Origin of the sequence: Flavobacterium sp. FPG59 (assembly GCF_002150205.1) — a bacterium.
Lineage (GTDB): Bacteria > Bacteroidota > Bacteroidia > Flavobacteriales > Flavobacteriaceae > Flavobacterium.
Genome location: NZ_MTCA01000219.1, coordinates 1 through 5,162 on the forward strand (window position 1 = coordinate 1; position 5,162 = coordinate 5,162).

The window sequence follows — 5,162 nt, forward strand, 5'->3', positions numbered from 1 at the left end:
TCTCTAGCTTCAGTATCGATTACATTAAAAAGAAGTAAGCTAAATGCAGTTGATATGGTAATTCCAATCAATGCTGATAAAAAGTATGTAGTAAACGCTTCTTTATAAGAAAATTTGTTTTGCATTTCTTTTTTTGTAGCGCTTAGTAAAATGATACCTATTAATAAATATACACCAAGAATTCCAAATCCAAGACCGATGTTTACAAATAAATTTATGTCAATCACATACATAAATGTGGTTGCGAAAACTCCAAATAAAGCAGAAATAATACCGTATTTAACTGCGTTTTTTTTAATAATTTCGTTGATCATTTTAGTTAGTTTTAAAATTAATCTACAAATATAACAATTCCCAATATATTCAACACTAAAAAACGTTTTTTGAGTTCATATAAAAAAAGTGAAACAAAGATTTGTTTATTGAAAAAATAGTGTAAATTTGCAGACTCAAAATAAAAGTATAAAAACAAAAAGTTATGAGGAGTTTATACCTTTTCTGTAAAAAGAAAAGCTTCAAATCAACTTATAATTAACAAATAAAAAAGATTTACAAGATGAAAAAAGGAATTCACCCAGAAAATTACAGATTAGTAGCCTTCAAAGACATGTCAAATGAAGAAGTTTTTATTACTAAATCTACTGCAGATACTAAAGAAACAATAACTGTTGATGGTGTTGAATACCCAGTTGTAAAAATGGAGATCTCTAGAACATCTCACCCTTTTTACACAGGTAAATCTAAACTTATCGATACTGCAGGACGTATTGATAAATTCAAAACTAAATACGCTAAACACGTTAAATAATTTTAACTTGTTTTTTACAATAGCAAAGCCTTTCTTTATGAAAGGCTTTTTTTATGCTATTTATTTGAAAACTTTGTAACTTTGAAGTCAATATTAGAAACATGCAGGTGAAGTTGACACCGATATACTTATAAATAATCTACACTATGAATTACATCCTTTTTGACGGACCTTCAAGAAATGCCTTGTTGCCTTTTACATTTACTCGTCCTGTTGCTGATATCTTGATTGGTATCATGACTATTAGACAAAAATGGGAATTGCATCTAGGGTCAACTACCACAACGCTTACAGAGGAATATTTATCAGAAAAATATCCAATGGTGGAACTTGAAGTCAATGTAATGATTAACGCTTCGTATCTTCCTAATGCGGTTTTAGCAGAGATGGTAAGCAACTTAGAGCCTAATCAAGCTATTTTTAAAGGAGATGAAGTAATTGCTTTTTACACTACAGAAGAACAAGAAGAAGTAGATTTTGATACTTATGAGATAATAGAGTATAATGAAGATTGTTTGACGGTTCATAATCCATGGGATATTTTTGCTAAAAATGATGCTGCCATTCGAGAAGATTTTGAATTTTTAACCGAAGACAGGCAATCACAACCCATTCCGAAGAGTGTAAATGTAATTGCACCCGAGAATATATTTATTGAGGAAGGAGCAAAGTTAGAGTTTGTAACTTTGAACGCATCTACAGGTCCTATTTATATAGGTAAGGATGCAGAAATTATGGAAGGCTCTGTGATTAGAGGTCCATTTGCTTTATGTGATAATGCAAAGGTGAAATTAGCGACCAAAATTTATGGTGCAACCACTGTTGGACCATATTCTAAAGTAGGTGGGGAAATTAATAATTCAGTTTTATTTGGATATTCTAATAAAGGTCATGATGGATTTTTAGGAAATTCGGTTCTTGGAGAATGGTGTAATATAGGTGCCGATAGCAACAACTCTAATTTGAAAAACAATTATGAGGAAGTAAAATTATGGAGCTATGAAACAGAGGGATTTGTTAAAACAGGACTTCAGTTTTGTGGTTTAATGATGGGCGATCATAGTAAATGTGGTATCAATACGATGTTCAATACAGGAACAGTGATAGGTGTGAGTGCTAATGTTTTTGGAAGTGGTTTTCCACGCAATTTTGTACCAAGTTTTTCATGGGGTGGTGCAGCTGGATTTACAACGTACATTACTAAAAAAGCTTTTGAAACAGCCCGATTAGTTATGAGCCGCAGAGATATAGAGTTTGATGAAAGAGAAGCGGCTATTTTAGAACATGTTTTTGAGGAAACTAAAAAGTGGAGAAAAGAATAAATACTTCTTGTTTGAAAAATAAAAAGCCATTAAATAACTGCTAATTCGCAAATTTTAAATTCGTGAATTTGCGGTTTTTTTATTCCATCAGTTTTTGAAGTACCTTTATTAAAAATTTGATTTGATGAAGACATTAAAGTTCGTAACGTTTACCCTTTTTGGTTTTTTGGGATTTATCTACTTGTTGATCATTATTTATGTTTATCTATGTCAAGGCGAAATGGTTTTTAATGCATCAAAACTCCCAAGAGATTATAATTTTGAATTTGAAGGAGATTTTGAAGAGATAGTTATTCCATCGTCAGATAGTATCAAGTTGCACGGTATTTTATTTAAGGTTGAAGAATCTAAAGGCCTACTGTTTTATTTGCATGGAAATTCAGGTGGTCTTGATACTTGGGGGGATATTGCCAGTAATTATAATAATCTGGGATATGATATTTTTATTTTGGATTACAGAGGATTCGGAAAAAGTGAAGGTGTAATTGAAAATGAAGGACATGTTTATAAGGACGTTTTGTTTGCTTATCAAAAAATGTTATCGAGATATCACGAAGACAAAATAATTGTAATAGGTTATTCAATAGGTACTGGTCCGGCTGTTTATTTATCTTCGATATCAAATCCTAAAAGTCTGATTTTACAGTCTCCTTATTATAATTTTTTAGAATATTCTGATTCTAGAGTTCCATTTGTCCCTGATTTTTTAAAGAAATTTAAATTTGAAACTAATAAGTTTATAACAAAAGTTAAAGCGCCTATTTATATTTTTCATGGAGAATTGGATAGAATAATTCCTATTTCCAACTCTGTAAGATTAAGTAAGCTATTGAAACCAACGGATCACTTTTATGTTTTAAAAGATCAAGGGCATATTGGTATGAATGAGAATGTAGAGTATATTTCAGAATTATCTAGAATATTGTCTAAACAATATGATAATAATTTGAGATTACAAAATGATGAAAAATGACAACTATTATATTTTTAGTACGAATCATTTTTATGATACATTATATAGTATGGTTTTTTCGGTCTCATCTTGGTATTATTGCTGTCTAAACTCAATTTGCTTTGTAGATATTTTAATTTTCTAAGTAAATCTTCCTTTTCGAAATTAGTATTAAAAATATCAATTGCCTAATTCTGTATTTAATCTATCTTTGCACCTTCAAAAAAACGGTTTCATATAATATGGAATCCTTTATACTTTTGAACATTAAACTTTAAACTCAAATAATGATTACAGTAAACGATATTTCGGTGCAATTTGGTGGTACAACGCTTTTTAGTGATGTTTCTTTTGCCATTAATGAAAATGACAAAATCGCCCTTATGGGTAAAAATGGCGCGGGTAAATCTACCTTACTTAAAATTATTGCAGGACAAAGTAAGCCTTCAACAGGAAATATCTCTGCGCCAAAAGATGCAGTAGTAGCTTATTTGCCTCAGCATTTGTTAACAACTGATGGTGCTACTGTTATGGAGGAAGCATCAAAAGCTTTTGGCGAAATTTTTCAAATGAAAGCCGAGATTGATGAAATCAACGAGCAGTTGACTATTCGAACGGATTATGAAAGTGATGCGTATATGAAATTAATCGAAAGAGTTTCAGACTTAAGCGAGAAGTTTTACGCCATTGAAGAAGTCAATTACGAAGCCGAAGTAGAGAAAATCTTAACTGGTTTGGGTTTTGAACGTGCTGATTTCAGTCGTCAAACTTCGGAGTTTTCAGGAGGATGGAGAATGCGAATTGAGTTGGCTAAAATTCTTTTGAGAAAACCGGATTTAATTTTATTAGATGAGCCTACTAACCACATGGATATCGAAAGTATTCAATGGTTAGAAGACTTTTTGATTAATTCAGCCAAAGCAGTTGTGGTAATTTCGCACGATAGAGCTTTTGTAGATAATATTACCAATCGTACTATTGAAGTAACAATGGGACGTATTTACGACTACAAAGCCAAGTATACGCATTACTTAGAATTGCGCAAAGACCGTCGTATTCACCAGCAAAAAGCGTATGATGAGCAACAGCGATTTATAGCAGACAATCAAGCTTTTATTGATAGATTTCGTGGTACTTTCTCTAAGACAGATGCAGTTCAATCACGAGTTAAAATGTTAGAAAAATTAGTTATTGTTGAAGTAGATGAGGTTGATACTTCTGCTTTGCGTTTGAAATTTCCGCCAGCAGCTCGTTCCGGACAATATCCTGTCATAGTGAAAGAAATGTCAAAATCGTATGGCGATCATGTGGTTTTTAAAGATGCAAATTTAGTGATCGAAAGAGGTCAAAAAGTAGCCTTTGTAGGTAAAAATGGTGAAGGTAAATCGACCATGATCAAAGCTATCATGAAAGAAATTGGTATTGATTCTGGAAGTGTAGAAATTGGGCACAACGCCCAAATTGGTTATTTTGCTCAAAACCAAGCTGCTTTATTAGATGAAAATGCTACTATTTTTGAAACAATTGACGGCATTGCAGTAGGTGATGTGCGAACTCAAATTAAAAATATCTTAGGTGCGTTCATGTTTCATGGTGACGATGTGACCAAAAAAGTAAAAGTACTTTCAGGTGGAGAGAAAACGCGTTTGGCGATGATTAAATTGTTGCTAGAGCCAGTGAATTTATTAATTCTGGATGAGCCTTCAAATCATTTAGATATGAAAACCAAAGACATTATCAAAGATGCTTTACGTGATTTTGATGGTACTTTAATTTTGGTTTCGCATGATCGTGATTTCCTTGACGGATTAGCAACAAAGGTCTTTGAATTTGGGAACAAACGTGTTGTAGAGCACTTTGAAGATATTAGTGGTTTCTTAGCAAATAAGAAAATGGAAAATATGCGTGAAATCGAGAAATAGAATAGCAATCAAAACAGTGTGGAAGTTGAAAAAAATATCGCAAGTGATTTACTGTTACTTAGCAAATTTTATTGATGATCTGTAAATATAAATAATTTTAAATCTGCGAATTTGCGGTGGAATATTTCAAAAAAAATTAATAAACCGCAGATTCGCAA

Annotated in this window: 5 protein-coding genes; 4 read left to right on the plus strand and 1 reads right to left on the minus strand. The window is 32.0% G+C overall.

Annotation, left to right across the window (positions count from 1 at the left end; genetic code table 11):
• The coding region (locus FPG59_RS13750; RefSeq protein ID WP_140344670.1) for a DUF4199 family protein at positions 1-314 on the minus strand (314 nt) is incomplete at its 3' end.
• Between the two features lie 242 nt (positions 315-556).
• Here FPG59_RS13750 and FPG59_RS13755 point away from each other — a divergent pair.
• The 4 genes from FPG59_RS13755 (at position 557) to FPG59_RS13770 (ending at position 5,004) form a co-directional block, all read left to right on the plus strand.
• Positions 557-808 (plus strand): type B 50S ribosomal protein L31, encoded by a 252-nt coding sequence (locus FPG59_RS13755; protein ID WP_086455156.1) that lies wholly within the window; start codon positions 557-559, stop codon positions 806-808.
• A 146-nt stretch (positions 809-954) separates the two neighbouring features.
• The gene (locus FPG59_RS13760) at positions 955-2,130 is read left to right on the plus strand and encodes a GlmU family protein (RefSeq protein ID WP_086455157.1); all 1,176 of its coding nucleotides are present in this window, start codon (positions 955-957) and stop codon (positions 2,128-2,130) included.
• Between the two features lie 124 nt (positions 2,131-2,254).
• Entirely contained in the window at positions 2,255-3,103 is an 849-nt protein-coding gene (locus FPG59_RS13765; RefSeq protein WP_086455158.1) for an alpha/beta hydrolase, read from the plus strand.
• A gap of 266 nt (positions 3,104-3,369) precedes the next feature.
• Positions 3,370-5,004: an ABC-F family ATP-binding cassette domain-containing protein gene (locus FPG59_RS13770; RefSeq protein ID WP_086455159.1), complete on the plus strand. Its 1,635-nt coding sequence runs from the start codon at positions 3,370-3,372 to the stop codon at positions 5,002-5,004.
• Positions 5,005-5,162: the final 158 nt, after the last annotated feature.

Excerpts from the sequence above, each read along its gene's own strand:
- FPG59_RS13760 (WP_086455157.1), top strand. The coding sequence starts at position 955 with ATGAATTACATCCTTTTTGACGGACCTTCAAGAAATGCCTTGTTGCCT.
- FPG59_RS13755 (WP_086455156.1), top strand. The coding sequence starts at position 557 with ATGAAAAAAGGAATTCACCCAGAAAATTACAGATTAGTAGCCTTCAAA.
- FPG59_RS13770 (WP_086455159.1), top strand. The coding sequence starts at position 3,370 with ATGATTACAGTAAACGATATTTCGGTGCAATTTGGTGGTACAACGCTT.
- FPG59_RS13765 (WP_086455158.1), top strand. The coding sequence starts at position 2,255 with ATGAAGACATTAAAGTTCGTAACGTTTACCCTTTTTGGTTTTTTGGGA.